A 25,817-nucleotide genomic window follows, 5' to 3' on the forward strand; every position below is an offset into this window, starting at 1 on the left:
ATCAAAAAATCAGTGGGCACTTTAGCGCCACCCTAAGGGGTTAATTCAGTTGCTGTGGACGTTGTGATTTGTGCGGTAAGGCGCAGTGCACGTCTGATGTCTGTATTAATATCTTCACTGTCTTCCAAGCCTACAGAGATTCGAACCAAACCGTACGGCACACCCATCTTTTCCAGATCTGTACTGCCTTCTCGGGTAAAACTTCCGTAGTGATAGCATAAGGACTCTATATTGCCAAACGTTGTACCTGTGCGTATCAGTTGCAAATGACGAACAAAGGTTGTGCCCGCTTGCTGAGAAGGAAACACAATGGCAATGAGGCCGGTGTGCAGGGATGAAACAATTCCGTTGGCCTGCGCACTTTTAGTCGACCATACTGCGCGCCATTCTAGCTGAGGGAACTCTTCACGTATCATTGCAATGACAGCATGTGCATTATCGGTATGCTTTTTTAACCTCAATGGCAGTGTTCTCAAGCCCCTTATGGTGAGCCATGCCGAAAACGGGTCCAATATAAGGCCTGCACTTTCCCTATGGTATTTCAACGCCTTGAATAGAGTCGGGTCATTGGTGCTGACCATGCCGCCCATTACGTCGCCATGACCATTGATGTGTTTGGTAATGGAATATAAAGTTACGGCAGCCCCCAATGACAGTGGTTTTTGGCAGACAGGCGTCAGGAAAGTATTGTCGACAACAAGAATAATATTTTTTTTAGCGCAAAGCTTTACCAGGCTCGGGATGTTGATGTCCAAAAAAGCCGGATTGGTGGGCGCTTCAATAAAAATCATTTTCGTATTCGGCCGAATGGCAGCCTCAAATGCGACGGCTGCGTATTCGTCGATAATCGATATTTCTATGCCACGTTGGCTGGCTTCATAATTGAGCTGGTCAATGACTTCATAAAATATACTGTGGGGCACAATGATATGATCGCCTGCTTTCAATAGCGCACGAAAAACCAGCAGGCAGGCTGTCATTCCGCTATTGACTGCCAAACTATAGGTGCAGTGTTCAAGGGCGCGGAATTTCGCTTCTAAAATTGAAACCGTAGGGTTGGCGTAACGCTGGTATGCAAAATTTTCCATCTCTGTATTGCCCTGCATTTCTCTGCCTTCTTCAATCGAATTCAGCAGTACTGCAGAATTGCAAACGAGGGCCGGAACTGGAAACTGACCCAGTCCAGCCTCATGTTGTCCTAAGTGGATGGCCTTGGTAGCGGCGCCTAGAGGAGAGGAAAGAAAATAATCACGATCACGTGAGCTTTTGTTTTCTGTTGGACTCATGAAGGGCCGGGTTCCGAAAAATAATGAGAGACAAGTACGTCGCCGGCAGTTCGGTCATGGCTTGTGGCAATGCTTGGCGTGATACTCATGAGTGCTGCACTGTTTATTCGTATGTGTAGCAGGGCACAACTTTGCCACCGAGCGAAACGATAGAGAATCTTTCCATTTTTGGCATGACGGCACAGGCCAGGCTGACCTGGTTAGCGCTGGTATGCAGTTCTTTTGTCCAGAGGGGGTGGCCTGCCTTAAAGCATGCAGTTTTTAAATGGAACAAGTGTTGATGCAGTGGCATTCTTTCTGGATCTTGAGGCAGGGAGCAAAGCGTCATTTTAGCGCGCTGGTGGGTGTCAAACGCCATGCGTAAACACCGTAGCAGCCTGGGCTGTTGTGCCAGATTATCCGTTGATTTTGTCCACTCTTGTGTGACGTGTTCAATACCTTCGGCTACTTTATATTGTTGCACCAATTCCTTGATCGCACGTGCTGCGGCATGGCTTGGATACAATGAGCAGCCGCCGCCAATCACATGGACATCGGCAATCGCCTTGTCCGGACAATAGGCAATAAAAACGGGATAGGGGATTTGGCTAGTGGCATTGAATACCTCAATGCTGGCACCAATGGTAACTTCTGCATCGCGCAGGGTTTGTAATAGGTGATCTGGCATTGATTCAAGAATGATTTTTCTGATGGGTTCTTTTGAGTCGTAAAAGAAATGCTGTGCGATAAAACGCCCGATGCCATGGCGTTCAATCACTTCACTGGCAGCATGTATTGCCGCTTCCGTAAACCCGAACCCTGCTGCCACACCCGTGCCGCAGGAATACCGGCGCGCCGCCCCATAGTCAGTATCATCTCCGGGAATGGGTTCATTGGCATATTGATGATTGATCAGGAATGACGGGTAGAGCAGTTCAACCCCACCTGATGCTTCATCCGCTTCAAAGTTCAGTACCGCTATCTGTGAGGCGCTTGAATGGCGAAGCAGTTGCATCGGCAGTGTGCTCTGCAAGGCCGGTTGAGTAATAACTGAGGCGAAACTTTGCAGTGCACTAAAGGTGCGCAGGCGCAGTGGCCCCATATAGTGCTCATAAGCTTCATATTTTGCGCCGACGCGCGCTTCTGCTTCATACCCTTTGCCGCAACCGACACATTCCTTGCCGGTACTGTCATAGGGGAGGTCAAGTGTCGCAACAGTGCTTGACAGCGGGCTACCGTAACGACAAAGGGTTAAATGTATTCCTTCGCTCAAAAAATGCTGATCGATCGCACTTTCTGCATCTTGCAATGACAGCGTACGTTCCGGGGCAATTGTTTTCATAGGCAAGAAGCTTCCATATAAACCAAAAAAATGAGGCGAATAATTCGCCTCATCTTATGTTTGTTACTCAGCCAGTACCGCAGCTTCTTCTGGTGTGAAGTCTTCTTCTAGCTTGACGACATCTCGCTCTTCGTCAGTGGAGGGTTCAACGTTGAATTCATTAATATACATGCAGCAAAACATACCCATGGAAATATCCTTTTCATATTGGTTTTTAGTGTGCACTTGTTTATTCAGTGCAATAAGAGATTAGTGCGGGTAGTCAGGGGTGTACCTAGGAAAATTCCTAATTCCAGGATTGCTCCTATTAGTTTGGACGCTGTTTAATTTAAGGCAGGCTCATAAAAGCCACCGGCTTAGGTCGAATAACGGTCTGGCCCGGGCACGACAGTTGGGCCGCGCTCATACCAGACATCCTTTACCGATGCTGAGAATGCCGGCAAACCTTGGGAGATGCGTGGCGGGCACTTGCTGATCGATTTGGAGCAAGGGGGCCGCAAGAGCCTGTATTTTGGCGAGCCACTCGCATTAAGGGTTAGCGCCGCAATACACGTCACCACTGCTTAGCAGGCAGAATGTGCAATGGGCCCGGGGTGCGCTCAGTTGGATCGGTCAGATAGCTATTGCTTATTCGCGAATCATGGAAAGGCGCTGAAAAGCCCCATCACTGAAAATAGGGGCTTTTCAGTGTTTCCTCAGGCCAGCGTCAACTCCAGACGCTCACGGTCCTTGGGATCAAAACGCAGTGACAAATCATGTTGATTGCCATAGACATCCACCAGGCTCATAGCGCATGGGCCACGAAAGCCGCCCTGTGCTTGCTTGAGGTCGACCCGACCACACAGCACCAGGCTACCCTTGTCCCGAATGGCGGCCGGTAGGGTCGGTAAAGGGATCACACTTTGCGGGAGCGCAGGGTTCCACTGAATCTGGGTCTTGCCCGGCTCGACATAGCCGACAAAACTGCACAATTGATCATCGGGCAGGTTGCTCTCCCACATGATCATGCCCTTGGGCATCAAACTCATGCTCTTGAGCGCAACGGTCTGGCTCACACCAGTCTGAAGCGTCAAGGTGCAGCGGCGATTAAAAATCCCTGCGTGGAGTTGCGTGGCAGGCAGATCAAAAAACTCCGAGAGGATAAAATTATCCTGTGAATAGCGGGGTGGGCGATGCACCGTAATATTGGCATCCGGTTTATCATGGCTGGTCCCTCGATCCGGGGTGCCGTCCTCGTACCAGCTCGAGCCATTGGAGCAGAAACGCCGGCCATTATCTCCCTTCACCATAAAGGCCAGACCAATAGTCTGTCCGGCTGCACCTAAAGATTCACACGCCACATAAAATTCAAAGTATTCAAAGCCGGCCTTTGGCCCGATCGAAGCCTTGAGATTAGTCGTCGGGAAATATTCATAACCCTTGTACTGATAGGAAGCAGACCAGCCGAGCGAATCAAATTCATCGAAGGGAAGGACTTGATTGGCATTGCGGTACATCACAAGCCGTAGATTATTCTTTTCGTTTTGGGTTAGGCCAACTTCAGTGCCGCGACCGTCGAGCGCCTTGACGCCCAGGGTAATCTTCACTTGTTGCAGACCATTGGCATAAATATGAGGTGTCGTGTCGGTGTGCACCTCCATGTCGTTGATGTACCAGTATGGATCTGATGCTTTAGTCATGATTTTAATTCCTGACAAGGCCCCGTATTAACGGAGCATAGTTAATAAAAACACTTGCTCTCCAGAACAGGTGTTTAAGGCTGTTGTAGTTGACTCTCTAAAGGTATGGAGCAAAGTCATGTACGTGAGGTGAGGGCTTTAAAGAAGGATGCTCCGGGCACGCTTAAACTTTGTTGAGTATCAGGTTGCTATAATCGCCACTTAACGAAAGCGTAAAATTATGCTGAGTGCCGTAGATGTCGATGACACTAAGTGGCATCGACAGTTTGGCATGAATTTGACTTCCCGGATTAGCGTTACGGTACATGTAAAAATAAACGTTTACACTGCTGGTGAAATGCCCAATGACCACCTCGCCGGCGCGAGGGTTAGCAATGCGTGTCTGATAATTTGGAAAGGCTATTGTCAGAAGATCGGAGAACGGCCAAAAACTATCTGACCAGCTATAATAGTTAGGCGGCTGAGACTGTCGCGTGTGCGTTTCACCTGGATATCCCATGTACGTATGGCTTATTCTTGATTGGCCGCTTTTACCATGGCCCCAGATAGTATTCGCCCCTAGGATTGGATGGAGCTCAATGGGGTGGACTACCGACTTAATAGGAACCTTGCGCCCGCTGGGCATACGAATATTAAGATGATTTTCAGTGGCGTGATAATTTTGCTTGTCGAACCTATTTGATGACACGGGTGTGTGTTTAAGGTAGCCGGTGCCATCAGGTTTGCGGTCACCAAAATTTTCGTTCGGCAGATGTGGAAAACTAATAGGCTCCACTTCAAACGAAGAGTTGAATTTCCCCAGCCGGTCACCTTGGCCCGTGTCGTCACCGACTTCAGGGTAATTTGTACGGAACGTTGTACCGTCACCGTTGATGATACGGGCTGCCAGACGACGCGGTGCGCGTGCACCGGTTGACACATAAAACTGTATGCACTGATAACCGTTGGGGCATTCAGCTGTGGTCTCTGTGTTATAGAGGGTCAGACTGTCAGAACCTTGACGTTCAAGTTGATCTTGAACCTGGAGAGGCAGGTTTACTTCCAATGGTTCGGCGATGTCAGCGCGGTGCTGATTGTCGCTGAACAACGCGGGCTGTTCCAGTTTCAGCGTTCTGATTGAATCAAGAAAGCCGCGATCCCAAGTATAACCTTGATGAAGCCGTGAGCTGGTCCACTCGCCGCTAAAGTTATTGGTGAAATCAATAAGAGCCGACGTGTTGTAGTCGATCAGCCGAATATTGGCGAGGTCGCTTTGAGGGATGATGGCAGGATTGCCGGATGCATCCTTGGCCGCCAGGCGAACGGTGACAAGTATCTGTTGGCGTTTGTTGTTGAGAATAGGGTAGCGGGCATTTTGCAAATGAGCATCGTTTTCAACGAAAACCCTGAAATAGGCCAACTGCTTCCAGTTGGAAGCCTGGGGCAATGTTAGATTTACTGTGTTCATGGGCGCCCTTTAATACGAGAAAAGTTGCAGAGATTAGTTTCTAATAAGCGTGCAGCGCTTTTTATCCGCACGGGTTAGAGAGTGACCAGTCCTCTCTGGGATCAGATGTTGTCTGATGCCGCTTTAACATAAGCGTCATGTGTCGAGGTAACAATGTGCAGGGAATGTAAGTCGTGTGTTTACATGTAAAAGAGCAGTGTATGCCTCGCACTAAAAGAGGGTCTGAATCCTCTCGATGAGTTGAGGCTCTGAAGGGGGGCACATGGACGGCGTTGCGTTTTTTAGCCTGAACGGGACCAACAATCGGTGAGTGAAGTTGCATGAGCGAACGTCATCGCTGCTGCAAGGCATGAAATAAATTTCGACATCGATAGATGAAAAGCCTCAGGTCAGAGTGACACCCATAGACGTCCCATGGCGTCACAGTGCGCGGCGGCTATCTCGATACTTGTTGGGCGCTAGGCTGGTCAGGGCGCGGAACTGGCGACTGAACGCGCTGTGGTCCGTATAGCCGCAACGCAAGGCAATTTCAGTGATGGGCAGGTCGGTGTGCAGCAGTAGCCGCGACGATTCTTCAAGTCGCACTTTGTGAATCATCTGCCGTGATTTGAGCTGGAACACCCGTTTGCAATTACGCTCCAGTTGCGCCACCGAAACACCGGCAATCGCAGTCAATTCAGCCAGGCTCAGGGGGCTGGATAAATGTTTACGTATATGTGCATCCACTGCCGCCAGTTTCTGAAAGGCCGGATGGCTAGATTGCGGCAATTGCAGATCACGGGATATGCCCGCCAGGCCAACAATCAGGTTCTACGTGTCGCGCAGGGCCAGCTTATGGGTCAGGCATGGTCGGTCAACTCTCGGCCACTGGCCAGCACCCGGCGGTCCTGCTCGGTGTACTGCGGCCCGAAACGCCGGGAGAAGACCATTGCGTGTGACCATCGCTCCGCGATTGCGCTGGAATATCACCAGGCCTTCGGCTTCGAGACGCTTGAGGGCTTCTCGTACCGGGATTTTGCTGACGTTGAACGGGCGGGCAATATCGTCCTGGCGAATCGGTTCATGTTCATCGAAATGCCCGGCGACGATAGCGTCGCGCAGATGCAGCATTGAGCCTTTCATTCGTCCACCGGGTACAGGGTGATTGATAGATCAATGCCCAAAACCTGCATTCGGGCCAAGGTCCGTAGGGATAGCTGATTAGAAAGCGTGCCGGGTGCAATCGCACTGCGATAACCGATGTCCAGGGTCTTTGTGGAGCATGCCTGCCACAGGGCGTGTAATGGCGGGTCAAGCTGCTCGATGGCACTGAGCAAGGCATTGATACTTTGTTCCGGGGTGTCGTAATTTCCCTCGGGGCCAAAAGCTTCAAACCTGGCGTGATAGCCAAGAGGATCCATGTCGCCCACATGCAAACAGCAGATTGACGCAGCCTTGATGTGCGAAGGGGCCAAGGCTTGTGCGAGTGAAGCCAGATCGGTCGTGGCAATGAGTTCCAGATCGGTATTGAGGTATTGCACTGGGTGTTGATTGTCCATATGCGCAGGGCTCACTGGTTGGTAAGTGACAGGCAGCAAACCGCAAGATACGCGGATTGGTCGACAGGCATCCGGCAAGAATATTTCAAGAAACAACAGTGGCATGTTGAACCGCTGATAACCCCTCGACCACTCTGGGTGGGCCTTGCAGCCATGTTTGTGCGGTGTCTGTCACACAGCCTGATCGCTGTGACCGTGATGCCGGGGGGCGTATTGGCGCAAGCGCCGGAGCTGTGGGCTCAGTGGGAGGAGGTGGCCGATTTACCCGCAACACATGCCGGCGAGTCAGGCATTTGTCGCAGTGTGCCGGCCCAGAATCCCAGGGCCAGCACACTGACTGCGGCGCCCAGCAGGCATACGCCCGACCAGCCGGACGTGGCATACACCGAGGTTGATGCGAGCGCCCCCAGTCCGCTGCCTGTTGCGTAAAACAGCATGTAGCAGCCCACTACCCGGCTATGGGAGTCGGGGTGCGCACTGAAAATCATGCTTTGATTGGTGACATGAATGGCCTGCGCACTAAGATCCAGAAGCACAACGCCGACTATCAGCCACACCATCGAGCTGCGGGTGAACCACAGTGCCAGCCAGGCCAGGATTAACAGCCCCAGTGACAGGCCGCTGGTCCACTGGCCCAGCCCTTTGTCGGCCCAGGCTCCGGCCCGCGCGGCAGCGAGTGCGCCCACCACGCCGACCAGGCCAAAGGTGCCAATAGTCGTGTGTGAATAACCGTAAGGCGGGCTGATCAGGAGAAACACCAGCGCGCTCCAGAAAATGCTCAGTACGGCAAATATCAACAAGGCGATGACGCCGCGGATCTGCAGTACCCGGTCCTGAATGAGCAGGGTAAACATCGACCGCACCAGCCCGGGGTAAGACATCGTCAGCGCCCTTGGCCGCTGCGCGGGAAGAACCCGCCACAGAATCACGCCCAGTGCCAACATTGCCAGCGATGACCCCAGGTAAACCCAGCGCCACCCGGCCAGGTCAGAGATCAGCCCGGCGGCCAGACGGGAGAGCAACAGACCGATGACAACCCCGCCCTGAACGGACCCCACCACCCGGCCCCGTTCCTGCGGCAAGCAGGCGGTGGCGGCATAGGCAATCAAACCCTGGGTCATGGCAGTGCCCAGCAAACCGATGGCCAGCATGGCGCAGAACATCACTGCCGGGGAGCGGGTAAGGCCGACGCACACCAGGCCTGCGATCAGTACCGCCAGTTGGGCCAGCATCAAGCGGCGGCGATCCAGCTGATCGCCCAGTGGCACGATCAGCAGCAATGCCAGCACGCTGCCGATTTGCGTTGCAGTGATCACGCCACCGACCCTGGCATGACTGATCGCAAAGTCGGTGGCCAGTTGATCCAGCAGCGGTTGTGCATAGTAAACATTGGCCACGCTTAGCCCGCTGGCACAGGCAAATAACCGGACCAGCGCCCCCGGCATGCGCTTGCCGGTGGTCTCGAGCGCTGCTGGATCGGGCCGGGGAACTTGATCAAGGGCCAAGAGCGGATCTCCGTTCAATGTAGTTTCAAATAAAGACTTGTTTGATTCTAGGGCAACTAGTCTTAAAATGAAACTTGTTGCACAGAGAAGACCCGAAACTGTATGGAGCAACCTATATGACCAAGCATCAGATGCGCCCGGCCCCCACGTGCCCGGTGGCCCGTTCTGTGGAGGTAATCGCAGATCGCTGGGCGTTGTTGATTGTGCGTGACGCATTTGACGGCGTGCGTCGCTTTGGTGATTTCCAGCAGGGCCTGGGGGTGGCGCGCAGCGTTTTGGCGAACCGGCTCAAGAGCCTGGTAGAGGCTGGTATTTTTCAAGTACAACCGGCTTCTGACGGCACCTCGTATCAGGAATACGTGCTTACCCCGCAAGGTCAAAGCCTGTTCCCGGTGGTGGTGGCGTTAAGGCAATGGGGCGAGCGCTACCTGTTCGGACCGCACGAAGAGCACTCGCAACTGGTGGACACGGCCACCGGGCAGCCCTTGCCTTTGATGCAGCCCCTGGCAGCAGATGGACGGGCGATCGCGCCTGAACAAGCCCGGGTCAATAAAGTTGTGTGAGTCATGGCGGCTGGCGGGTGACCTGTACCGCGCCTAGCCGATATAAGAAAAAACCGCGTACTCAAAACCGTTGAACTCGAATGAGGCGACTTTTTTCATGCCCATTTTCAAATGCGCCCGCAGCGACGGCTGGTTGTCATTGCGGATGAAAAGAATCCCCTCGCGCCCGGGTTCAAGGCGCCGCAGTTCAGCGAACATTATTTGCGCCAGGCCCTTGCCGCGTTCCTCTTCCCCGACACAGACCGGACCATATACATAGGCATCGGGCGTGCCGTGATAGGCGTTGAACATAGCCTTTACAACGGGGATGTCCGCGTTCACCTCCCGGGAGGAGGTTAACAGGAAGCCGGTGACGCGCCCGTCACGGCGGGCAACGATCAGTGGCATGTCCTGCATCATTTTTGCCAGGCGCTCCGCTGACAGACTTGCCGCCAGTGCTCCGCCCCGTGCTGTCTGATTGGCGGCCTGAAGTTCGAGAATGCCGTGCATATCGGCGATGTCGGCTCTGCTTACACCGGTGTCATGTCCGCTCATACCGATATCCCTGTGGGTTGAAGTGGCGGGGCGCTATGTAGTGTTGCGCATCAGGCTAGCAGGTAAAGAAACCGTGCAAGCCCTGGAACCCGGCCTATGACCGGGCCTGGGCGATCAGGCAATCACCGTGAGCGTCTTGCTCAAGCAAAACCAGCGCTCCGACGATGAGTGCGTGCATGCCCTGGGCCAGCTCGGCCTCCATCTCGGCTTCTTCCGCTGCACGTTCAGCCTCTTCGGCCCCCCGGCCGGTAACCGAGTACACGGTGTCGGCCACGGCAATACCGTGGAAGGCCACCGTCGCCAGCAACCAGCGCGCGTGTTGCTTTGAAATGCCATAGACCTGAGCGATATGGCTCTGATGCTCTTCGATCTTGGCGAGCATCGGTTGTGTCGCGGCCAGCCTGCGGATGACGTAAGGCGTCAGCCCGGGGTGGGCCTTGACGAACACCCGCACCGAGGTGGCAAACACAATCATGTATTCCTTCAAGCCGCTACGCCGCTCAGCGTCGGCCCGGGGGAACTGCCAGCGGGTAAAGATCTCCTCTGCGACCATGCTTTTGAGGGCTTCCAGGTTGGCAACGTGCTTGTAGAGCGCCATATGACTGACCCCCAATGCGGCAGCAACGCCGACAAAGGTAATGCTCGGCAAGCCGATCTCGATGCCTGCTTCGACAATACGTTCCCGGGTGATGGTGCGGGGACGGCCTCGGGTAGCGGGTGGTTGTGACGCTGTCATGACGGATCCTTGAACGGTGGTGACAGTCTTGTAGCTGTCTTGCCAGTATTTCGCAAATTAGTTTATAGTCATGCAACTAATTAAGTTTCTGATTCAGGAGCCCGTTTCATGTGAGCCAGCGCGCCTTGTATTGCCCCAAGGGCAGGCGCGAACCATCCCTCTCTTCTGAATTTCCGGACATCTGAATTCTATGGACACTCATGACAAGGCCTCGACCAGACCCAAGGTGCGCGGCCCGATCAGCCAGATACTGCAGCCTGTGCGTGGGCGACTGATCGTTGCCGGCCTGCTCGCGGCAGCGGGCGCGATGCTGACGCTGGTGCCGCTGGCCGGTATCGCCCATATCGGCAAAATGGCGTTGGCTGATAACGGGCTTGACCCGGCACAGGTGTGGTGGGCGCTGATGGCAGGAGTGGCCAGCCTGTGCGCCGGGATGTTGCTGATATCCGGCGCGGAGCTGCTCGCCCACCTGGCGGACAACCGCATTACCCATCACCTGCGCCGGGCGCTTGTGCAGCGACTCAGCAGCGTGCCCCTGGGCTGGTTCACCAGTCGGGCGTCGGGCGAGGTCAAGCAGGCGATGCAGGACGACATCAACACATTGCACAGCCTTACCGCGCATTTCTTCACGACATCGGGGCGTGCGCTCGGCGCAGTTCTGATCTCGCTGATCTACCTGTTCACCATGGACTGGCGCATGGCAATTGTCTCGCTCCTGCCGTTCCCCGGATTCTTCCTGTTTTTTGCCCGGGCGATGAAGGCCAGCCAGACCAACATGCAGGCGTTCACCGCCGGTATGGGGCGCATCGATAACTCGGTGGTCGAGTTCGTCAACGGCATCGCGGTGGTCAAGTCATTCAGTACCGGTACCAGGGCACACAGCAGCTACCGCGAGGCAATTGATGCCTTCGCCCTGGCCTTTATCGGATTCACCCGGCCTCTGGTGGCTCCGATGGCCAATGCTAACGCAATGATTGCCCCGGTGACGGTACTCGGCGTGGTACTGGTTTTCGGCACGTTGTTCGTGGGGCTGGGTTGGATCGCGGCGCCGGATGTGCTGCCGTTTGCCCTGGTGACTCCGGGGCTGTGCGGGCCGCTGCTGTTGCTGCACTACATCACCCATGACCTCAACCACGCCACCGGTGCTGCCCGGCGCGTTCAGGCCCTGCTGGATACCCCCGTGCTGGAGCAACCGGCGCCCGGCATGCCGCAGTCGCCTAAGGGTAACGAGATCCGCTTCGAAGGTGTTGGCTACGGCTATGACACCGGGCGCCGGGTACTCGCGGATGTCAGCTTCACGCTCAAGCCCGGTACCACCACGGCCATTGTCGGGCGCTCCGGTTCCGGTAAGTCGACCCTGGCCCGACTGCTGCTGCGCTTCTTCGACCCCACGCAAGGGCGCGTCACACTCGGAGGTGTGGATCTGCGCGAGATTGAAACCTGCAGCCTCTACCGGCATATCGGTTTTGTTTTGCAGGAGGTGCGCCTGATCCATGCCAGCGTGCGCGACAACATTGCGCTGGGCAGACCATCGGCCAGCCAGCAGCAGATCGAGGACGCAGCGCGCACCGCCAACATCCACCAGCGCATTCTGGAGTTGCCGCGCGGCTATGACTCGGTGGTCGGTGAGGATGCACAGTTCAGCGGCGGCGAGCAGCAGCGCGTGAGCATCGCCCGCGCCGTGCTGCTCGATCCGCCCGTGCTGGTGCTTGACGAAGCCACGGCGGCGGCCGATGCACAAAGCGAAGTCGCGATCCAGGATGCGTTGTCGCGCTTTGCCGCAGGCCGAACCCTGTTGGTCATTGCCCACCGGCTCGACAGCATCATGCACGCCGACCAGATCATCGTGCTCGACAACGGCATTGTTCATGAACAGGGCCGCCATGACGAACTGCTCTTGCGCAAGGGGCTCTATGCGCACCTGTGGGCGCAGGGTGGCTATTCACAATCTGCAGATCTGGCGGTGTCGTCATGCTGAAACCCCTTGTTCAACTATTGGATAAAGATGCGCCGGTCTTGCACCGCTACGTCTGGATGGCAGTGGTGTATGGCCTGTTCAGCGGCTTGACCCTCACCACCCTGGTGCCGGTGCTGGATCACTTGCTGGCCGGCGATGTGCGCGGAGCTGCGTTGTGGCTCGGTCTGATGCTGGCCGGCGTGGCCGTTTGCTGGGCGTGGCGGCGCCAGCTGGACAGGGCAGGGGTGGCAGTCGGCGTGGCCATACTGCAGGGGGCACGCCAGCGCATCGGCGAGCATGTCGCGCGCCTGCCAGTGGGCTGGTTCAGCGCGCAAAATACCAGTCGCCTCGGGCATGTGATTACCCAGGGCATGATGGCGGTGGCTCAGTTGCCGGCGCATGTGTTAACGCCCGTGATCAGTGGCGCCGTGACGCCACTGGTGGTCGTGGCCGCACTATTTTTACTGCACGGGCCGCTGGGCCTGATTGCGTTGCTCGGCCTGCCCGTTCTGTGCGTGGCATTGTGGTTGACCGCTCGCCTGGGACAACGCGCCGACCGTACGTACCAGCACCATTTTGCCGACGCCAGCCAGCGCATGGTCGAGTTTGCCCAGGCCCAGTCGGTACTGCGCGCCTTCAATGGCGAGGGCGCCAGTACGCAACTTCTGGAACAGGCCCTTGACCAGCAGCGCCGGTCCGGCATGCGCCTGATCTATCAGTCCACTCTTTCGGTGGTGCTCAACGCCTGGGTGGTGCAGGCCGTTTTCGCGGCCCTGCTGATCGCCGCATCCCTGTGGCTCAACGCGTATACGGGCGTTGCACAGCCAACCGGTCCGGTGATTGCGGTGGTTGTTGCGTTGTTATTGACCAGCCGCTTCATCGATCCGCTGCTGGAGGTGGCCAGCTATGCCGAGATCCTGCGGGGGGCGTACGGCCAGCTTGCAGAGGTGCAGAGCATTTTCGCGGTCGAGCCCTTGCCGGAGCCGGATCAGCCATTGGCCCCGGCGGACAGTTCTGTCGAGTTTCGCCAGGTGAGCCTGCGTTATGCGCATGATCAGCCGGATGTGCTGAGTGGCATCAGCCTGCGCATCGAGCCCGGCAGCATGACCGCATTGGTGGGCGCTTCGGGCTCGGGCAAGACCACCCTGGTACGTTTGATCGCGCGGTTCTTCGATGCAACCCAGGGCAGCGTACTGATCGGCGGCGTGGACGTGCGACAGATGTCCAGTACACAACTGGCCACCCGGATCAGTCAGATTTTCCAGGACACTTATCTGTTTCAGGGCAGCATTGCCGACAATATCCGCATCGGCAGACCTGCCGCCAGTGCTGGCGAAATCCTCGACACTGCACAGCAGGCCGGTCTGGGTGACCTTATCGAACGTTTGCCCCTGGGCATCGACACACCGGTCGGCGAGGGCGGTGCAAGGGTGTCGGGTGGCGAACGCCAGCGCATCACCATTGCCCGTGCGCTGATCAAGAATGCGCCCATTCTGCTGGTGGACGAGGCCACCGCCGCCCTGGATGCGCAGAATCAGTCAGTAATTGCCCGGACGCTTTGCAGTCTGCGCGGTCGACACACGGTGGTGGTGATTGCCCACCAGCTATCTACGGTGTCGATGGCAGACCAGATTGTGGTGCTCGACAAAGGCCAACTGGTTGAGCAGGGCACGCCTGCGGCATTGCGCGCCAGTGGCGGGCGTTATGCCCGCTTCCTGGAACAGCGCCGGGTTGCCGGAGGCTGGCGTATCGCCGTGCCGCCGAACGGCGAGCAAGCCTGATGCCCGCACGCTGGCTGTGCTTGTTTGCCATGTTGTGCGGGGCGTCGCTGCTGGTCGGGGCTCGTCAGCTGGAGTGGGGGCAGTTGTTGTCGTTGTCGGGCGATGTCTGGCTGACGCTCACGGCCAGTCGCCTGCCACGTCTGGCGGCGCTGGTGCTGACGGGGGTTGGCCTCTCTGTGTGCGGGGTGATCCTGCAGCACATTGTGCGTAACAAGTTCGTCGAGCCGGGGACCACGGGTGGGCTGGATGCGGCCAGGCTCGGCATCTTGGTGTCACTGGTCATTGCGCCCGGCGCCGGGGCCCAGGTCCGAATGCTGCTGGCGTTGCTGTTCTGCTTCGCTGCCGGCCTGATTTTTGTGCTGATCATAAGGCGCATCCAGTTCAAGGGCTCGGTACTGGTTCCGGTTATCGGCCTGATGTATGGCGGCGTGCTGAGCGCCATTGCCGAGTTCTATGCCTATAGCAACAACATCATGCAAAGCATGCAGGGCTGGCTGCTGGGGGACTTTTCCCGGGTCGTGCAGGGCAGTTACGAAATCATCTACCTGATCTTGCCGGTTGTCGGGTTGACCTACCTGTATGCCCGGCGTTTCACCCTGGTGGGCATGGGGGAGGGCATGGCCACGAGTCTGGGTCTCAACTATCTGGCCTGGGTGGCGCTGGGCTTGCTGCTGGTGGCCGTCACCGTATCGGCCACCGTGATCACTGTCGGTTCGATCCCCTTTGTCGGGCTGGTCATTCCCAATCTGGTGGCGCTGCGTTATGGCGACAACCTGAGGCGCACGCTGCCCATCGTTGCGCTGGGCGGCGCGTGCCTGCTACTGGCCTGCGACATCCTCGGGCGGCTGCTGATCTACCCGTTCGAGGTGCCGATCGGCCTGACCGCGGGCAGTGTGGGCGGGGTGCTGTTCCTCGCGTTGATCATCCGGAGGCACAGATGATGCGCCTGCAGCCCCGGCACGCGGTGTGGATTGTGGTTGTGATGCTCGCTCTGGTCTTCGTGTTCCTGCGCTCGGGCCTGGACTTTGACTACGTGATCCCCAAGCGGCTCGCGCGGCTGACGGCCATGCTGATCGGCGGTGGCGCTATTGCCTGGTCGTCGATCACCTTCCAGACCCTTACCGGCAACCGGATACTGACCCCGGCAATCATGGGCTATGAGGCTGTCTACTTGCTGTGGCAGGCCTTGCTGATTCTGTTTCTGGGCAGTGCCAGCGTGGTGCTGCTCGGCTTCAACGCCAACTTCCTGCTGTCTGTGCTGCTGATGCTCGGCTATTCATGGGGCATACATCGCTGGTTGTTCCGGGATGCCAAGAGCAACCTGTATTTGCTGCTGCTGGTCGGGTTGGTACTGACCCTGTTGATCAGCACCTTTACCCAGTTTGTCCAGCTCAAGGTCAGCCCTGGCGAGTTCTCGATCCTGCAGGGCTTCAGCCAGGCCTCTTTCAACCGGGCCCAACCCTTGCAGTTGCTCTTTTCGGGACTGCTGGTGGGGGCGATTTGCCTGCTGGGCCGCAATAGCCTGCCGACCCTCGATGTGCTTTCTCTGGGACGCGACCAGGCCATTTCTCTGGGGGTCGATTATCAGCGCAACGTTCGCCTGCATCTCGCGCTGATTGCGATCCTGGTCGCAGTGTCCACCAGCCTGCTCGGGCCTACGGCTTTTATGGGGGTCTTCGTGGCGAACAGCACCTACGCCCTGGCACGCACCTTCAGACACCGGGTCACGCTGCCACTGGGGTGCGCAATCGCTACCGGCATGTTCATCGCCGCCCAACTGCTGGTCGAGCATGTTTTCAACTACAAAACCACCGTCGGCATTCTGGTCAATCTGGTCTGCGGCGGCTATTTCCTGGCGCTGATGGTTCGTACCCGAGGAGCCCCATGATTTCTGTCCACGATATTCACCAGGCCTATGGCGCCAAGGCCGTACTGAAGGGCGTAGATGCCTGTTTTCCGGCCCGCAGCCTGACATCGCTGATTGGCCCCAATGGCGCGGGCAAGACCACACTGTTGATGATGATCGCGCGGCTGATGGCGCCTGGCTGTGGTGAAGTACGCATCGAGGGCCGCCCGGTTGCAGGCATTGATATCGGTGAATACGCCAGGCGGGTTGCGACCCTGCGCCAAGCGCCTGACTTCAACTTGCGCCTGACGGTGGAGGAGTTGGTCGCGTTCGGGCGTTTTCCCTACAGCCGTGGTGCGTTGACCCGCGAAGACCAGCGGGTGATCGACGAGGCCATTGCGTTCCTGTCCCTGGAACCCCTGCGCCATGCCTACCTCGACGAACTCAGCGGCGGGCAACGGCAAATGGCCTTTCTGGCGATGACCATCGCCCAGCAGACGGACTACCTGTTGCTGGATGAGCCGCTGAACAACCTTGATATCAAGCACGCCGTGCAGATCATGCGTGCGCTGCGCCGCCTGTGCGATGAGCAAGGGCGCACCGTCATCCTGGTGGTGCATGACATCAACTTTGCCGCCTGCTATTCCGACCACATCGTTGCGATGAAGGAGGGTGCGGTGTTTTGCGCCGGCAGCGTCGCCGAGGTGATTACCGAGGCGCGGCTGGGTGAACTGTACGGGCTGGCTTTTGATATCACCGATGGTCAGCGCGGGCGCCTGTGCAACTACTTCAACCCATAAAGAGACCCCCAATGACCTGTCATCAAACACACCGCAGGTGGGCGTCGGCCTTGCTGATCGCCGTGACTGCCGCACTCTGTGCATGTAATGAAAAGTCCGCCCAAACGCCATCCCCACAATCATCAGCAGCGGCTTACACCCCTGTCACAGTGCAACACCAGCTGGGTACCACCCGGATCGGACACGCGCCACAACGGGTGGTCGCACTGGACATGAACGAGGTCGATTTTCTCGACCAGCTGGGGGTGCCAGTGGCGGCCATGCCGAAGGATTTCGTCCCGCATTTTCTTGCCCGCTACAAGGATGCAGTGAGCGTCGAGGACGTGGGCTCGATCGTGCAACCCAATCTGGAGCGCGTTCATGGCGCCCGGCCCGATCTGATACTGATCACATCGCTGCAGGCCAATCACTTTAAGGAATTGAGCGAGATGGCCCCGACCCTGCATTTCGATGTTGACTATCGCGATAGCCAGGCGCGCTACATCGACGTCATCAGGGAACATCTGCTGACGCTGGGGGACGTCTTCGCCAGGCAGGCACTCGCCCGGCAGAAGGTCAGCGAACTGGACACCCGGGTCGAGGAGGTCAGGCGTATCACCGCAGGGCGTTCCGAAAAAGCGCTGGTGGTTCTGCACAACAATGGCGCCTTCAGCTCCTTCGGCGTGCAGTCGCGCTACGGCTTCATTTTCAATGCTCTGGGGGTTAAGCCGGCCGGCCCGAATGCCGAAACCGGCCTGCATGGCCAGCCGGTTTCCAGCGAATTCATCCTGCAGGCCAACCCCGACATCATCTACGTCGTCGACCGCACGGCGGTGATGGAGCGTCGGCCGGTGATGGACGCCCGGAACATGGATAACCTGCTGCTGCGCCAGACCAACGCCTGGAAAAACGGGCGGGTGATCTTTGTCGATGCCCAGGCCTGGTACGTGACCGGGGCCAGTCCGACCTCACTGAAATTGATTATCGACGACGTCGAAAAGGGCTATCAGCGCTAAAGGGTGCCAGGCCGTAGCCGCTTACGCCTTTGATAGTTATCGATTCTCATTAAAACCATTCTTTAGATTCAGATTCAACACAACAAATACCTTCTCAATTGAACGGAGTCATAGCGTGCGTAAACGCCACTTTCAAACCCGCATTGCGCCACCACGCGCAGTCTTTGCCTTGAATCGCACTGCCGCCGCCGTACAGGGTGTACTACTGGGCCTGACCCTGGCCGCAACCGGCTTGCCGGCTTATGCCCAGAGCACGACCAGCGAAGAAGAGGGTGTCTCCACGCTGCCCGCCACCCTGGTGGAGGGCGAAATGCTATTGCCTTCCGGGCTGCCGCCCACCTATGCCGGCGGGCAGGTGGCGTACGGCAGCCGTGTCGGCCTGCTGGGTAACAAGGACTTCATGGAAACGCCGTTCAGCACCGTCAGCTACACGGAGAAGTACATCGCCGACCGTCAGGCGCAAAACATTACTCAGGTGATTGCTGTCACTGATCCTTCAGTGTTCAGCAACGGCCTGACCGGCACCTTCAGTGAGAACTACTCCATCCGTGGCTTCGCCAGTGACATCAGCGACGTGACCATCGGTGGTTTGTATGGCGTCGCGCCGTACTACCGGATTTCGCCGCAAATGTACGAGCGCATCGAGGTGCTCAAAGGCCCGTCTGCACTGCTTAATGGCATGCCGCCCGGCGGCTCGGTAGGCGGCAGCGTCAACCTGGTACCCAAGCGTGCTGGCGATGAACCCTTGACGCGGCTGACCGGCACTTACATGTCGGATGCCCAGTTTGGCGGGCATCTGGATGTGGGCCGGCGGTTTGGCGAGGACCAGCAGTTCGGCATCCGTTTCAACGGTGTTTACCGTGATGGCGACGGAGCGATCAATCACCAGGAGCAGAAGGCCGAACTGACGTCGCTGGGCCTGGACTGGCGCGGCGAGCGTGCTCGCCTCTCCGCCGACCTGTATGAAAGTGAAGACCGTATTCGCGGGCAGAACCGGGGGATCAACCTGGCCTCCGGCGTGGCAGTGCCCAAACCGCCCAAGGCCGACACTCTGCTGAACCCCGACTGGGCGTATGTGCAGACCAAAGACCGGGGGGCGATAGTGCGCGGTGAGTACGACCTGACCGACAGCCTGATGGCTTATGCGGCCTACGGCGCCAGCAGGACCCGCTACACCTACAGCGGCACGATGCTGGCCACTGTGTTTAACGATGCGGGCGACTTCAGGACCAGCATGGGTCAGTTGAAAATGGAACTCGAGAAGACCTCGGGCGAGGTTGGCTTGAAGGGCCACTTCCAGACGGCGGCCATCAAGCATCAATGGTCCTTGAATGCCACGCACTACGGCGATACCCAAAAGGACTTCGGGCGCCGCTCGGTGCCGGGTGCAGACTGGGTGACCAATATCTACAACCCGGTCTGGGGCCCGGCTGCGCCCACCGATTTTCCCTACATTGCCCATAACGAAAGCCGTCTGACCAGCTACGGCGTGGCGGATACGCTGTCGGTCCTGGAGGAACAGGTGCAACTGACCCTTGGCGTGCGCCGTCAGCAAGTGCTCACCGACAGTTTCAGTGTGACTACCGGGGCGCGCACCGGCCGTTATGACGAAGAGGCCACCACGCCTGCGGCGGCGTTGCTGGTCAAACTCAGCGAGCATGTGTCTTTGTATGCCAACTACATCGAAGGCCTGAGCCAGGGGGCGACCGCACCGATGACGGCCGCGAATGCGGGAGATGTATTCGCGCCCTACAAGTCCAAGCAAAAAGAGGTTGGGCTCAAGGTCGATCTCGGTGACTTCACCCACACCCTCAGCCTGTATGAAATCAAGCGTCCCGGCAGCTATCTGGACCCGAACAGCAATATCTTTTCGTTTGGTGGCGAACAGCGTAACCGGGGTGTCGAGTGGGGATTCTTCGGCTCACCGCTGGACAATGTGCGCCTGATGGGGGGCGTGGCTCACGTGGACCCGAAAATCACCAAGACCGAGGGCGGCGTCAACCAGGGCAAGACGGCCACCGGCTTGCCCAAGCTGCAAGGCAAGCTGGGCGTGGAATGGGACACGCCGGTACTCGACGGTTTAACCCTGACCGCCAATGCGACATCAGTGTCAAAGCAGTACATCAGCGACGACAATACGCAGTCGATCCCTGGCTATACCATCTTTGACCTGGGCACACGCTATGCCACCCGCGTAGCCAGTCGCCCGCTGACGTTGCGCGCCAGTGTCACCAACCTGACCGACAAGGCCTACTGGGGCACGCCGTTGTTGTCCAGCCTGGGCCTGGGGGCGCCACGTACCTTTGAGCTCTCCGCGTCGGTGGACTTCTAACTGACAGGCGGAGCAAAACCTCTGGCGGCATCCGCCGCCAGAGTCCGCTTCAACAGCGATCGGACTCGAGCCGATACGCCTGACGCTACCGGCAAAGCTGCAAAAAGCTCACTTCGCCACCGCCTGCATCAGCAACTTGCGAATCTCCCCGGTAATCGCACTTTTGGTGCCTTGCTCCAATATCCCCACCCGGCGTACCGCCAGGTCGCCCGGCAACGGCAGCACCCGCAGGCAAGGGTCTTTGTCCCAGTCAAAGTTCTTCAGCAACGGCACTATTGCCACACCGACTTGCTGGCGAACCAGGTCAGCGATGCCAATGATCGAGTTGAGTTCCAGAATCTCCAACGGCTCGATGGATTCGCTCTTGATGATCGACTGCACTTTGCGGCCCACTGCCGTGGACCTGTCGTAGCGAATAAACGGCTGGGTTCTGAGCAGTTCCACGGCGTCGTTGATGCCGGCGGTTTGTGTAGCGTTGGCAAGCATGACGATGGGTTCGTTGTAGAGCAGGGTCCAGCTCAATCCATCGAAATTCTGCCGCGCGGTTTCGATCAGCAAGGCGGCGTCGAGCTTGGCGGCATGCACCAGGTTGACCACTTCATCGGAGCGGGCGGTCATCAGGTTGACCGATATCCGCGGGTGCAGCTTTTTCAGTTGCACCAGGCAATTGGCGAGCAGGCCCATACCGGAGGTAATGCCGCCAATGGACACTTCGCCCTCCATGGCCAGCCCGTCAGGGGCTTCGGCGATCATCTGCTCGTAGTCCTCCAGCAAGCGCTTGGCTTTGGGCAGCAGCAACACGCCATCGCGGCTCAACTTGATCTGTCGCTGGCTGCGGTCAAACAACGGCCGGCGCATCTCTTCTTCCAGAGCACGCATTTGCTGGCCAACGGCGGCGTTGGTGAGGGCCACGCGGTCGGCGGCGGCAGCGAAGCTGCCGTACTCGGCGACGGCGATAAACGTCTTGAAAAAACGCATGTTGCTCATGGGCAGACCTGTAGCGAGGCAGGGGTTGATAGTAAAGATAATGTTTACTATTGATAAAGTTAAATTAGTTTTTCTTTTTATAGCCGCCGAACAATACTCAGCTCCGAACTGATTCGGCGAACTTTCCACATGAGCAATCTTGATAACAACACCCCTGAAGCGGCCTTGCGAGCTGCCAAAAACATCTATCACCTCGGTGCGACTACGGTTTACTCGCACCAGCAGGACAGCCGCTTTGCCTACACCCTGTATGTGCCAGAGGCCATCGAAGACAGTACCCGGCCAGTTGACCTGGTGGTCTCGCTGCACGGCTCTACCCGTTCGATGGAGATTTATCGCAATGGCTTCGCGGAATTTGGCCGCTGGAACGATTGCGTTATTTTGTCTCCGCTGTTCCCGGTCGGCGTGCTGGGTGACGACAACGGCGACGGTTACAAGCAGATGGTCGAAGGTGATATTCGCTACGACAAGGTCCTGCTCGACATGATCGCCAGCGTCGGCAAACGCTACGGTCGCCGCTTTGATACCTTCGCGCTGTTCGGTTACTCCGGCGGCGGGCAATTCAGCCATCGCTTCTGCTATCTGCACCCCGAAAAACTCTGGGCGGCATCCATAGGTGCGCCGGGTTCTGTCACCTTGCTGGATGCCGACCAGGACTGGTGGGTCGGGGTGCGGGACTTCGCCGCGCGCTTCGGTAAACCGCTCAACCTGCAAGCCTTACAGCAACTGCCGGTGCACATGGTGGTGGGCGATTCCGACCTTGAAACCTGGGAGATCACCCACCGCGAAGGCGGCAAACACTACATGGCCGGCGCCAACTCCGCCGGACGTACTCGTCCGGAACGCCTGGCCGCGCTCAAGGCAAGTTTTGAAGCCGCTGGCGTGCAGGTGCACTTCGACCTGCTCCCCAATGTGGCGCACCAGGGCATCAAGGCCATGCCGGCTGCCCAGGATTTTTTCGCCAGGGTCTTGCGCCATAAACGCAGCCTTGGCTGATACAACGCTGGTAGATGCACTCAGAACAGACCGTATAACAATAACCAAGGATTCACTCATTCTGATGCCGGTCCTGCCTTGGCTCTCGCCACCGACCGGAATATTTCTTCAAGGAGTCTTTCTCCCGTGAACAGTTACGTAAAGACGGCGCTGGCCGTCGTAATGTCGGCGTGCACAGTGTCGGTGGCAGTCGCGCAAGACAAGGTCATCAGAGTTGGCCTCAATGGTGACATCCGCAGCACCGACCCGGGCGTCAACCGCGACGACAACACCGATGCGGTGATGATGCATATCGTCGAAGGGCTGGTGGCGTATCGCGAAGACACCAGCATCGCGCCACTGCTTGCCAGTGCGGTCGACATATCGCCGGACGGCCTGCGCTACACCTTTACCCTGCGTGACGGGGTGCGCTTTCAAAATGGTCAGTCATTGACGGCCAGGGATGTGCAATGGACCTGGCAACGTTACCTGGACCCCAAGACCCAGTGGCGCTGTCTGGCGGAGTTCGATGGCCGCGGGGCGGCGAAAATTGTCGATGTGACCACCCCCGACCCGAAAACCGTGGTGTTCCAGCTAGACCAGGCCAACGGCTTGTTTCTGGCTGCAATGGCCCGCCCGGATTGCGCCGGCAGCGGCATAGTGCACCCGGACTCCCTGGCCGCCGATGGCAGTTGGCGCGCACCGATTGGCACCGGGCCGTTCAGCCTGGGCAAATGGCAGAAAGGCCAGTACATCGAGCTGGATCGCTTCAAGGACTACACCCCGCGCGCCGAGGCCGAGGCGGACGGTTACACCGGCAACAAGCAGGCGTTTGTCGACAAGGTGCGGTTCGAGGTGATCCCCGATTCGGCGTCGGCCAAGGCCGCGTTACTGTCAGGTGGCGTGGACCTGCTGCCGGACGTGACGGCGATGGATGCTGCACAGCTCAAGCAGGTCAAGAACCTGCAGATACAGGTCAGCCCGATCATGACCATCAGCGGCCTGCTGTTCCAGACCACTGACCCGCTGCTCAAGGACGTGCGTATTCGCCGTGCGGTGGCGCTGTCCCTGGATTACGCGCAGATGGTGGCGGCGTTGTCCGATGGCTTGTCGGTGGTCAACAACTCGGTGATTCCTACTGCCAGTCCCTATTACGACGCCACCGCCCACCAGGGCTACACCTACAACCTCGACGAGGCCCGACGCCTGTTGAAAGAGGCGGGTTATGGCGGCGAAAAAATCCGCATGCTGGTCAACAAGCGCTACCCGCAGATGTTCGATATGGGCTTGCTCAGCCAGGCCATGGCCCAGGCGGCCGGGCTCAATATCGAGATGGAAACCCTGGAGTGGGGCACGCAACTGGAGCGCTACCAGACCGGCAGTTACCAGATGATGTCGTTTTCATATTCGGGGCGCTTTGATGCGGCGCAAAGCTATGAGTCTGTCATCGGCGACAAGCAAAAGGAGCCGCGCAAAGTCTGGGACAACCCCCAGGCCCTGGCGATATTGCGCGAGGCCCAGCGTGAGGTAGACCCCGCCAAACGCCAGCCACTGTTCGACAAGCTTCACACCCTGATGCTCACGGATGTGCCGATGGTGGTCATCTACAACGGTACAGCCATCGGCGCCATGGGCCAGCGCGTTGAAGGTTACCGCTCCTGGCCCGTTGCCAAGCCGCGCCTGTGGGGCGTGAAGCTGGCCGACACTTCCAAGTAAGGCGTACAGCTATGTTTCGATTCATATTGCACAGGCTCGGCATGGCGGTGCCGACCCTGCTGCTGATCTCGGTGATTGTATTTGCCTTGATCCGCCTGATACCCGGCGACCCGGCGTTGCTGATGCTCGGTGACATGGCCGACCCGCAAAGCCTGGCCGACATGCGCAGCAGCCTGGGGCTGGATCACTCGGTGGTGAGCCAGTACCTGATCTGGATCAAGTCGGTGCTCAGTGGCGACCTGGGGGTGTCCATCAGCAGTCGCCAGCCAGTGCTGGAGTTGCTGGTTGAGCGCTTCAGCGTCAGCGCCACGGTGGTGCTGGTTTCGGTATTGCTGGCGACCCTGCTCGCAGTGCCGGTGGGCCTGCTCGCGGCCTGGAAGCAAAACAGCGCGATGGACCTGGGCCTGGTGGCAACGGCGACCTTGCTGTTGTCGGTGCCCAGTTTCTGGCTGGGATTGTTGCTGCTGTATGTCTTCGGCATTCAGTTGGGCTGGTTGCCGGTGATTGGCTACGTCGGCTTCGCCAGCGACCCGCTGAAAGCCGTGACCTATGTGGTGCTGCCGATCATCACCCTGACCCTGGTGGAGTTCGGCGCCATTGCGCGGATGGCCCGGGCCAGCACCATTGAAGTGCTGCGCCTGGAGTACATCGCCCATGCACGGGCCAAGGGTTTGTCCGAGAGTGCGGTGTTGTGGAGGCACGCCTTGCGCAACGCCTTTGCGCCGACCTGGACGCTGATCGGTCTGATCCTCGGCAATTTGCTCGGCGGCATTGCGGTACTGGAGACCGTGTTCACCTTGCCGGGTATCGGGCGGCTGATGGTGGATGCGATCTTCTCCCGCGACTACCCGGTGCTGCAGGGCTGCCTGCTGCTGATCACCTGCATCTACGTGTTGGTCAACCTGTTGGTGGATCTGCTGTATCCGTTGTTTGATCCAAGGGTGAAGCTATGAACCTCAAGACTCTTTCCTTGCCGGCCGGGCCGGCTTGTCAGCCCCGGCGGCCCTGGCGTTACCCGCCACTCAATGCATTGATTGGCGGCACCTTGCTCGCGGCACTGGTTTCTCTGGCGCTGCTGGGCGTGGTGTGGACCCCGTACGACCCGCTGAAGCTGGATCTGTTGTCGCGCCTGCAGCCGCCGAGCGCAGCGCATTGGCTGGGCACCGACGAATTCGGCCGTGATGTGTTCAGCCGCTTGATCATTGGTGCGCGTACAAGCCTGTGGATCAGCTTGCTGTCGGTCGCTGTCGCGGTGATCTGCGGCACGGTGATCGGCATGCTCGCCGGTTATCTGCGGGGCTGGACTGACCGGGTACTGATGATGCTCAACGATGCGTTGCTGGCGTTCCCCGGCATTCTGATGGCCCTGGGCATCATGGCGATCATCGGTGCCAGCCAGTACGGCATCGTGCTTGCGCTGGGCATTGCCTACACCCCCTCCGTGGTGCGGGTGGTGCGTGGCAGCGTGCTGTCGTTGCGCGAACTGGAGTTTATCGAGGCGTCGCGGGTGATTGGCAACTCGGAGCTGTACACCATGTTCCGGCACATCACCCCCAACTGTCTGGCGCCGTTGTGTGTGCTGGCCACCAGCATGTTCGGCTGGGCCTTGCTCTCGGAGAGTGCGCTGAGCTTCCTCGGCCTCGGGGTGCCACCCCCCGCGGCCACCTGGGGCAGCATGCTGTCGGCAAGCCGCACCTATATATCCAGTGCGCCGTGGCTGGGGATCTTCCCGGGCATCTTTATCAGCCTGACGTTGTTGGCTATCAATCTGTTCGGCGATGCCTTGCGTGATCGTCTCGACCCGCGCATGAGGACATGA

Annotated in this window: 22 protein-coding genes and 2 pseudogenes; 12 read left to right on the forward strand and 12 right to left on the reverse strand. The window is 58.1% G+C overall.

Translation table 11 applies throughout. The annotated features are described in order from the left end of the window. Nucleotides 1-32: 32 nt before the first annotated feature. From AOC04_RS08225 to AOC04_RS08255, 9 genes and pseudogenes are all read right to left on the reverse strand, one after another. The gene (locus AOC04_RS08225) at nucleotides 33-1,286 is read right to left on the reverse strand and encodes a trans-sulfuration enzyme family protein (protein WP_073509364.1); all 1,254 of its coding nucleotides are present in this window, start codon (nucleotides 1,284-1,286) and stop codon (nucleotides 33-35) included. A 103-nt stretch (nucleotides 1,287-1,389) separates the two neighbouring features. Continuing rightward, nucleotides 1,390-2,607 carry a YcaO-like family protein gene (locus AOC04_RS08230; protein WP_060692299.1) on the reverse strand — a complete coding sequence of 406 codons (1,218 nt, stop codon included), beginning with the start codon at nucleotides 2,605-2,607 and terminating at the stop codon, nucleotides 1,390-1,392. A 63-nt stretch (nucleotides 2,608-2,670) separates the two neighbouring features. Continuing rightward, nucleotides 2,671-2,832 carry a hypothetical protein gene (locus tag AOC04_RS23765; protein WP_157883476.1) on the reverse strand — a complete coding sequence of 54 codons (162 nt, stop codon included), beginning with the start codon at nucleotides 2,830-2,832 and terminating at the stop codon, nucleotides 2,671-2,673. A gap of 470 nt (nucleotides 2,833-3,302) precedes the next feature. After that, the gene (locus tag AOC04_RS08235) at nucleotides 3,303-4,286 is read right to left on the reverse strand and encodes a hypothetical protein (protein ID WP_060692300.1); all 984 of its coding nucleotides are present in this window, start codon (nucleotides 4,284-4,286) and stop codon (nucleotides 3,303-3,305) included. Nucleotides 4,287-4,449: 163 nt separating this feature from the next. Continuing rightward, nucleotides 4,450-5,733, reverse strand: coding sequence for a hypothetical protein (locus tag AOC04_RS08240; protein ID WP_073514894.1), 1,284 nt, complete (start codon nucleotides 5,731-5,733; stop codon nucleotides 4,450-4,452). A gap of 420 nt (nucleotides 5,734-6,153) precedes the next feature. Next, nucleotides 6,154-6,662 (reverse strand): annotated as a pseudogene (locus tag AOC04_RS08245) (helix-turn-helix domain-containing protein); the annotation flags it as partial. A 1-nt stretch (nucleotide 6,663) separates the two neighbouring features. Further along, nucleotides 6,664-6,855: pseudogene (locus tag AOC04_RS23400) on the reverse strand (GntR family transcriptional regulator); the annotation flags it as partial. After that, the gene (locus AOC04_RS08250; protein WP_060692302.1) at nucleotides 6,852-7,271 is read right to left on the reverse strand and encodes a hypothetical protein; all 420 of its coding nucleotides are present in this window, start codon (nucleotides 7,269-7,271) and stop codon (nucleotides 6,852-6,854) included. The gene AOC04_RS08250 and the pseudogene AOC04_RS23400, both read right to left, overlap by 4 nt. Nucleotides 7,272-7,510: 239 nt before the next feature. Then, nucleotides 7,511-8,716 (reverse strand): MFS transporter, encoded by a 1,206-nt coding sequence (locus AOC04_RS08255; protein WP_171970576.1) that lies wholly within the window; start codon nucleotides 8,714-8,716, stop codon nucleotides 7,511-7,513. 176 nt (nucleotides 8,717-8,892) lie between these two features. Here AOC04_RS08255 and AOC04_RS08260 point away from each other — a divergent pair, with 176 nt between their 5' ends. After that, entirely contained in the window at nucleotides 8,893-9,339 is a 447-nt protein-coding gene (locus AOC04_RS08260) for a winged helix-turn-helix transcriptional regulator (RefSeq protein WP_060692306.1), read from the forward strand. A gap of 33 nt (nucleotides 9,340-9,372) precedes the next feature. On the opposite strand, the gene AOC04_RS08265 is transcribed toward AOC04_RS08260, so the two are convergent. Both AOC04_RS08265 and AOC04_RS08270 read right to left on the reverse strand, forming a co-directional pair. Further along, a complete protein-coding gene (locus AOC04_RS08265) occupies nucleotides 9,373-9,873 on the reverse strand; it encodes a GNAT family N-acetyltransferase (protein WP_010656597.1) in 501 nt (166 codons plus the stop codon). Between the two features lie 94 nt (nucleotides 9,874-9,967). Next, nucleotides 9,968-10,609 (reverse strand): TetR/AcrR family transcriptional regulator, encoded by a 642-nt coding sequence (locus tag AOC04_RS08270; RefSeq protein WP_060692307.1) that lies wholly within the window; start codon nucleotides 10,607-10,609, stop codon nucleotides 9,968-9,970. Nucleotides 10,610-10,799: 190 nt separating this feature from the next. Here AOC04_RS08270 and AOC04_RS08275 point away from each other — a divergent pair, with 190 nt between their 5' ends. From AOC04_RS08275 to AOC04_RS08305, 7 genes are all read left to right on the forward strand, one after another. Further along, nucleotides 10,800-12,587, forward strand: coding sequence for an ABC transporter ATP-binding protein (locus AOC04_RS08275; protein WP_060692309.1), 1,788 nt, complete (start codon nucleotides 10,800-10,802; stop codon nucleotides 12,585-12,587). After that, nucleotides 12,581-14,347, forward strand: a complete 1,767-nt coding sequence (locus AOC04_RS08280) for an ABC transporter ATP-binding protein (RefSeq protein ID WP_060692311.1) — start codon at nucleotides 12,581-12,583, stop codon at nucleotides 14,345-14,347. Before AOC04_RS08275 ends, AOC04_RS08280 begins: the two co-directional genes overlap by 7 nt. Next, entirely contained in the window at nucleotides 14,347-15,288 is a 942-nt protein-coding gene (locus AOC04_RS08285) for an ABC transporter permease (RefSeq protein WP_060692313.1), read from the forward strand. The genes AOC04_RS08280 and AOC04_RS08285 overlap by 1 nt, the downstream gene beginning before the upstream one ends. After that, nucleotides 15,288-16,235, forward strand: coding sequence for an iron chelate uptake ABC transporter family permease subunit (locus AOC04_RS08290; RefSeq protein ID WP_082363756.1), 948 nt, complete (start codon nucleotides 15,288-15,290; stop codon nucleotides 16,233-16,235). Before AOC04_RS08285 ends, AOC04_RS08290 begins: the two co-directional genes overlap by 1 nt. Further along, nucleotides 16,232-16,993 carry an iron ABC transporter ATP-binding protein gene (locus tag AOC04_RS08295; protein ID WP_060692317.1) on the forward strand — a complete coding sequence of 254 codons (762 nt, stop codon included), beginning with the start codon at nucleotides 16,232-16,234 and terminating at the stop codon, nucleotides 16,991-16,993. The genes AOC04_RS08290 and AOC04_RS08295 overlap by 4 nt, the downstream gene beginning before the upstream one ends. An 11-nt stretch (nucleotides 16,994-17,004) precedes the next feature. Then, nucleotides 17,005-17,988 (forward strand): siderophore ABC transporter substrate-binding protein, encoded by a 984-nt coding sequence (locus AOC04_RS08300; protein WP_060692318.1) that lies wholly within the window; start codon nucleotides 17,005-17,007, stop codon nucleotides 17,986-17,988. Between the two features lie 115 nt (nucleotides 17,989-18,103). Further along, entirely contained in the window at nucleotides 18,104-20,320 is a 2,217-nt protein-coding gene (locus AOC04_RS08305) for a TonB-dependent receptor (protein ID WP_060692320.1), read from the forward strand. A gap of 108 nt (nucleotides 20,321-20,428) precedes the next feature. On the opposite strand, the gene AOC04_RS08310 is transcribed toward AOC04_RS08305, so the two are convergent. Then, entirely contained in the window at nucleotides 20,429-21,307 is an 879-nt protein-coding gene (locus tag AOC04_RS08310) for a LysR family transcriptional regulator (RefSeq protein ID WP_003445252.1), read from the reverse strand. Nucleotides 21,308-21,436: 129 nt separating this feature from the next. On the opposite strand from AOC04_RS08310, the gene AOC04_RS08315 reads away from it, so the two are divergent. From AOC04_RS08315 to AOC04_RS08330, 4 genes are all read left to right on the forward strand, one after another. Continuing rightward, on the forward strand, nucleotides 21,437-22,303 hold the full coding sequence (locus tag AOC04_RS08315; RefSeq protein WP_060692323.1) for a hydrolase: 867 nt from the start codon (nucleotides 21,437-21,439) through the stop codon (nucleotides 22,301-22,303). A 126-nt stretch (nucleotides 22,304-22,429) separates the two neighbouring features. Next, nucleotides 22,430-23,998 carry an ABC transporter substrate-binding protein gene (locus tag AOC04_RS08320; RefSeq protein WP_060692324.1) on the forward strand — a complete coding sequence of 523 codons (1,569 nt, stop codon included), beginning with the start codon at nucleotides 22,430-22,432 and terminating at the stop codon, nucleotides 23,996-23,998. Nucleotides 23,999-24,009: 11 nt separating this feature from the next. Next, the gene (locus tag AOC04_RS08325; RefSeq protein ID WP_060692326.1) at nucleotides 24,010-24,951 is read left to right on the forward strand and encodes an ABC transporter permease; all 942 of its coding nucleotides are present in this window, start codon (nucleotides 24,010-24,012) and stop codon (nucleotides 24,949-24,951) included. Beyond that, a complete protein-coding gene (locus AOC04_RS08330) occupies nucleotides 24,948-25,817 on the forward strand; it encodes an ABC transporter permease (protein ID WP_060692328.1) in 870 nt (289 codons plus the stop codon). Before AOC04_RS08325 ends, AOC04_RS08330 begins: the two co-directional genes overlap by 4 nt.

The sequence above is a fragment of the Pseudomonas versuta genome (genome assembly GCF_001294575.1).
Lineage (GTDB): Bacteria > Pseudomonadota > Gammaproteobacteria > Pseudomonadales > Pseudomonadaceae > Aquipseudomonas > Aquipseudomonas versuta.

Excerpts from the sequence above, each read along its gene's own strand:
- AOC04_RS08230 (WP_060692299.1), bottom strand. The coding sequence starts at position 2,607 with ATGAAAACAATTGCCCCGGAACGTACGCTGTCATTGCAAGATGCAGAA.
- AOC04_RS08300 (WP_060692318.1), top strand. The coding sequence starts at position 17,005 with ATGACCTGTCATCAAACACACCGCAGGTGGGCGTCGGCCTTGCTGATC.
- AOC04_RS08315 (WP_060692323.1), top strand. The coding sequence starts at position 21,437 with ATGAGCAATCTTGATAACAACACCCCTGAAGCGGCCTTGCGAGCTGCC.
- AOC04_RS08250 (WP_060692302.1), bottom strand. The coding sequence starts at position 7,271 with ATGGACAATCAACACCCAGTGCAATACCTCAATACCGATCTGGAACTC.
- AOC04_RS08330 (WP_060692328.1), top strand. The coding sequence starts at position 24,948 with ATGAACCTCAAGACTCTTTCCTTGCCGGCCGGGCCGGCTTGTCAGCCC.
- AOC04_RS08265 (WP_010656597.1), bottom strand. The coding sequence starts at position 9,873 with ATGAGCGGACATGACACCGGTGTAAGCAGAGCCGACATCGCCGATATG.
- AOC04_RS08270 (WP_060692307.1), bottom strand. The coding sequence starts at position 10,609 with ATGACAGCGTCACAACCACCCGCTACCCGAGGCCGTCCCCGCACCATC.
- AOC04_RS08325 (WP_060692326.1), top strand. The coding sequence starts at position 24,010 with ATGTTTCGATTCATATTGCACAGGCTCGGCATGGCGGTGCCGACCCTG.
- AOC04_RS08295 (WP_060692317.1), top strand. The coding sequence starts at position 16,232 with ATGATTTCTGTCCACGATATTCACCAGGCCTATGGCGCCAAGGCCGTA.
- AOC04_RS08260 (WP_060692306.1), top strand. The coding sequence starts at position 8,893 with ATGACCAAGCATCAGATGCGCCCGGCCCCCACGTGCCCGGTGGCCCGT.
- AOC04_RS08290 (WP_082363756.1), top strand. The coding sequence starts at position 15,288 with ATGCGCCTGCAGCCCCGGCACGCGGTGTGGATTGTGGTTGTGATGCTC.
- AOC04_RS08275 (WP_060692309.1), top strand. The coding sequence starts at position 10,800 with ATGGACACTCATGACAAGGCCTCGACCAGACCCAAGGTGCGCGGCCCG.
- AOC04_RS08280 (WP_060692311.1), top strand. The coding sequence starts at position 12,581 with ATGCTGAAACCCCTTGTTCAACTATTGGATAAAGATGCGCCGGTCTTG.
- AOC04_RS08235 (WP_060692300.1), bottom strand. The coding sequence starts at position 4,286 with ATGACTAAAGCATCAGATCCATACTGGTACATCAACGACATGGAGGTG.
- AOC04_RS08285 (WP_060692313.1), top strand. The coding sequence starts at position 14,347 with ATGCCCGCACGCTGGCTGTGCTTGTTTGCCATGTTGTGCGGGGCGTCG.
- AOC04_RS08225 (WP_073509364.1), bottom strand. The coding sequence starts at position 1,286 with ATGAGTCCAACAGAAAACAAAAGCTCACGTGATCGTGATTATTTTCTT.
- AOC04_RS08255 (WP_171970576.1), bottom strand. The coding sequence starts at position 8,716 with ATGCCGGGGGCGCTGGTCCGGTTATTTGCCTGTGCCAGCGGGCTAAGC.
- AOC04_RS08240 (WP_073514894.1), bottom strand. The coding sequence starts at position 5,733 with ATGAACACAGTAAATCTAACATTGCCCCAGGCTTCCAACTGGAAGCAG.
- AOC04_RS08310 (WP_003445252.1), bottom strand. The coding sequence starts at position 21,307 with ATGAGCAACATGCGTTTTTTCAAGACGTTTATCGCCGTCGCCGAGTAC.